Origin of the sequence: Microcoleus sp. BM001215392 (genome assembly GCF_036700185.1) — a bacterium.
Classification (GTDB): domain Bacteria; phylum Cyanobacteriota; class Cyanobacteriia; order Cyanobacteriales; family Microcoleaceae; genus Microcoleus.
This window is the reverse complement of the sequence record NZ_JAUBOJ010000445.1, coordinates 1-3,619: the sequence shown is the minus strand read 5'-3', so window position 1 is coordinate 3,619 and position 3,619 is coordinate 1. Positions and strand designations below refer to the sequence as shown.

6 protein-coding genes are annotated in these 3,619 nt (G+C 46.4%); 5 read left to right on the top strand and 1 reads right to left on the bottom strand.

From position 1 onward, the window contains the following. The 4 genes from QT974_RS30270 to QT974_RS30255 form a co-directional block, all read left to right on the top strand. Positions 1-247 (top strand): hypothetical protein (locus tag QT974_RS30270; protein ID WP_333472085.1); only part of this gene is annotated, 247 nt, incomplete at its 5' end. 27 nt (positions 248-274) lie between these two features. After that, the gene (locus QT974_RS30265) at positions 275-523 is read left to right on the top strand and encodes a helix-turn-helix domain-containing protein (RefSeq protein ID WP_333472084.1); all 249 of its coding nucleotides are present in this window, start codon (positions 275-277) and stop codon (positions 521-523) included. Positions 524-579: 56 nt separating this feature from the next. Then, positions 580-861 carry a helix-turn-helix domain-containing protein gene (locus QT974_RS30260; protein WP_333472083.1) on the top strand — a complete coding sequence of 94 codons (282 nt, stop codon included), beginning with the start codon at positions 580-582 and terminating at the stop codon, positions 859-861. A gap of 235 nt (positions 862-1,096) precedes the next feature. Further along, positions 1,097-1,369: a helix-turn-helix transcriptional regulator gene (locus QT974_RS30255; protein ID WP_333472082.1), complete on the top strand. Its 273-nt coding sequence runs from the start codon at positions 1,097-1,099 to the stop codon at positions 1,367-1,369. A 125-nt stretch (positions 1,370-1,494) separates the two neighbouring features. Here QT974_RS30255 and arfB read toward each other — a convergent pair whose 3' ends face one another. Then, a complete protein-coding gene (arfB, locus tag QT974_RS30250; protein WP_333472081.1) occupies positions 1,495-1,908 on the bottom strand; it encodes an alternative ribosome rescue aminoacyl-tRNA hydrolase ArfB in 414 nt (137 codons plus the stop codon). Between arfB and QT974_RS30245 the strand changes: the two genes are divergently transcribed. Next, positions 1,892-2,014 carry a hypothetical protein gene (locus QT974_RS30245; RefSeq protein WP_333472080.1) on the top strand — a complete coding sequence of 41 codons (123 nt, stop codon included), beginning with the start codon at positions 1,892-1,894 and terminating at the stop codon, positions 2,012-2,014. The two genes, arfB and QT974_RS30245, sit on opposite strands and share 17 nt — an antisense overlap. The last annotated feature ends 1,605 nt before the right edge of the window (positions 2,015-3,619 follow it).

Here is a 3,619-nt window from a genome sequence, read left to right as displayed (position 1 = left end):
GTTGGGCTGTGTTGTAAGGTCGATCGACCTTTTACATCGCATCACCTCCGGGCGAGTTCAGAGAAAGGGGCTTAAGGTATGCACTCAAACCCCAAAAATAGGCTTGGGTATGCCAGCACAATTGATAGACACTACAAAGGCGGCGGTTCTTCAAACCTGCATTTTGACTGTTTGGCTTGCCCAGCCGCCTTTGTTTTGTTTGTCTACTAGCATTTTAGTGCCAGATACCACCTTTGTCAAGCACTAAAATGCTAGCAATTAAATGCTATAATTAATGGAATCTGAAGATCGAGAAACGATAACCTTGAAAAACCTGAGAGAAAGTGCAAATTTGACCCAACCCGAACTTAGTCGTCGAATGGGGGTAGGAATTCGCATTATTGGCGATTGGGAACGAGGAGAAGCCATTCCTCGCTTCGATCGAGCTATTGCTCTGGCGCGGGAGCTAGGCGTACCATTAAAAACACTTGCTAGATGTATGGGCTTAGACGTAGCCAAGATTCCCGACGACCTACAAACATGAAGTTTACGTCTTATCAAAGTTTTATCAAGACGTTTGCATCATGAATATTTTGTCCTATGACAGAAGAAAATTCGCCAGAAAAGGAAAAGTCCCCATTAAGGCTGCTCAGAGAACGAGCTGGGCTAACCCGCCCTCAAGTCAAACAACATATCGGCGTTTCAGAGCGGATGCAAGCTGACTGGGAATCAGGAAAATCCATGCCAACTGTTGAAAACGTGGCTGCACTGGCTAACCTGTACCAAGTTTCTCTCAAAACTATGTTTGAGCTTTTAGGATTAGACGTAACTAAAATTCCCGATGACTTGCCAAGTCGTGAGCCCTCACCCAAAGACAACTAACCCGCAGAGGTTTAGAAATGTCTAGGGAAAGGAGCTTGAGGTATGCACTCAAGCTCCGAAAATACTAAGGGTATGCAGGCATAATTAGTAGAAACTACAAATAAGGCAGCTCGCTATAAACCAAAGCGTTTCCACCGTCCGGCTAAATGAGCCGCCTTTCTGTTGTCTCTATCTTAAACAACCATAGTTGTAAATTCTTGGTTTGTCAACAACTTTGGTTGTGAATTTTTATGATATGCCCAGAAATAAACAAACTCAAGAGTCGAAAGATATACCAGCACTGCAAATCTTGCGGGAGGCTGTTGGTTTATCGCAATCCGCCTTAGCAAAACAAATTCCCGACAAAAGTCGCACAAAAACCCTAAGTCAGCAAGCCATTAGCAAATGGGAGCGAGGATTAGATGAGCCGGAATTGACAATTGCTCAAATGAAAGCCCTTTGCAAAGCTCTCGGAAAAACGCTTAATGATTTACCGAATGACTTAGGCCCACCAAATCCTGACACATAAAAAATCCAAAAGGTAGATCGCAACTGGCACAACATAGAGTATGTAGTTGCGCTTGGGCGCTCTTTTCTACGATCGAAGAGCGCCCAAGCGCAACCACGTACCGGCCCCATCGCCCGAGTCATCCCTCAATCCGTAATTTTCCCTCTCAGAGCCTTAATCTGGCCCCGCTTGGTTTTGCTGTCAAGACGCTTGCGCTGGGAACTACGAGTCGCTTTGCTGGGTTTGCGCCTTTTCGGGATGACGATCGCACTTTTAATCAATTCTTGCAGCCGTCTCAAAGCCTCCTCGCGGTTTTGTTCTTGGCTGCGGTGCTCCTGAGACTTGATCACAATCACTCCTTCGGAGGTGATTCGCCCATCGTTGAGTTGCAATAAACGCTGCTTGTAGCGATCGGGTAACGAAGAAGCGCCGATGTCAAAGCGCAGGTGAATAGCGGTTGCTACCTTATTGACATTTTGCCCGCCCGCGCCTTGGGAGCGAATGGCGCTAATCTCGATTTCGCGATCGGCAATAAATACTGTGTTGGAAATTTCTAGCATGATGGGGCGGGCGATCGGGCAAGCTGTAGAGAAAATTTTGGTAACCTATCTATATACAATAAGCTCGATCGGCATTGAAATTGCACAACAAATCATCGAACAATGAGTGGGGTGGGCTTCGCAACACTGCCGAGAACCTACAAGTTTTAAAGGTGAAACAGCTTAACTATTTTTTCTACCAATCGATAGTGGGATGCCGTGGCTTGATTTGTAGAAACAAAACAGTTTCGATTCAATCCCAGCATTACAGGTGTTTTTTACCGCTTGCGAGTCAATCACAAGTAAGGTACTCGGTTTTTTTTACTTGTGTTTCCGCTACTGGCGTGCCAAGCATCTATGATTTGCTCTATTACTCCGGCTGCCCGCCACTGCTGGTAGTGCCACAATAGGGTGGGTTAAGATGGCGGGTATTTGAGCTGGCCGTCCCAGTTGATAGGATATGCCATTCAGGATTTGTCGTTTTGTCCGCTCCCAGCGGTCTGGTGCTGTTATTTTGGGGCTGGAGTGACTCAACGATTTTCTACTCTTTGCCGATTAATTTTCTGGGGTATGTCATTTCTCTTTGATTCTAGCTCCTCATCCAAGCTCGCAAATAGATTGTATATAACGATGACTCGGGTTCCTATCAAGTCCCGTAGCACCGGACTTGATATGAATTACGCAGGAACCGGAACATCCCAGAATCGGCCGAGATAGTGAACTACCTAGCGAATCGAGTCCGTCAGAATTTCTTCGGACTTGGAATACCACAAAGTCTTGCGGTACAGCCTCGCGCGATCGTGCCACAGCCAGGTGTTTTCTGCCTCGACTCCGGTGATGTAAGCGTTGCTGACAATCGGATCGCCATCTCAAATAAAACTAGGATCGCCCACCAGACGTAGAAGCTAGATTCCCCAATCCACCACCAGCACCCAGAACGGCTTCTACGTTCCCAGACTGCGGTCACTCCAAACAATGCTTCAAATTCTTGGCTTGAGGGGCTCAACAGCCAAGGGAGGGCTATCTTGTTTTTTTAACCAATAAAGGTTTCGAGTTCATCCATTTTTGCGACGAGGGGAATATTTTGCCGATTGTACAGATGGGAAAGCAGCGATCGGACTTTTCAGACCAAGGTAATCACCGTGGTGCGATCTAGGCTTGCGATCGGCTCTCAGGCTCGGAAAACCATGCCATTGAAGTACAGTTGTTTAAGGCACTGCTTTTTTAGGTCATCGCCTTAGTCGCGCTGGGTTTCACCACAGTCTAACGAACAGGCGATAACTACGGACATAACTCTCATTGTATTTACCGTGGCGGTGACTATTTTTTAAAATATGCGTAGGCTTGCACTCACGACAGGGCATGAGAAGTACCCTCAGTTAATCTATCTATAGTATACAACACCTCTATTTCAATGAAGACAGGTGACACTCCTCAAGAGCACGCCTGTTTCATAAGTCATATTCTGATTCAGCAACGCCGACAGGATTTATGGGAACCCATGTGTCCGTTGTCCCCAACTTGGGCTATTTATTTGTAAATGACTTCTAATCCGGCTCGCAGGGAGTGATGTGTGGTTGCTCTTATGTAGCAGAGGCAGTATCAGGATTATCAAGCGATCGTGAGATATGTTTTAAAGCAATCCCCTGCAACCATAATCCTTAGTTTGACACCAATCCCTTGTTTACAGACCGCCCAAACCCACTTTCGGGTTCAAAAAGCAGCCCCAACC

Excerpts from the sequence above, each read along its gene's own strand:
- QT974_RS30260 (WP_333472083.1), top strand. The coding sequence starts at position 580 with ATGACAGAAGAAAATTCGCCAGAAAAGGAAAAGTCCCCATTAAGGCTG.
- arfB (WP_333472081.1), bottom strand. The coding sequence starts at position 1,908 with ATGCTAGAAATTTCCAACACAGTATTTATTGCCGATCGCGAAATCGAG.
- QT974_RS30255 (WP_333472082.1), top strand. The coding sequence starts at position 1,097 with ATGCCCAGAAATAAACAAACTCAAGAGTCGAAAGATATACCAGCACTG.
- QT974_RS30265 (WP_333472084.1), top strand. The coding sequence starts at position 275 with ATGGAATCTGAAGATCGAGAAACGATAACCTTGAAAAACCTGAGAGAA.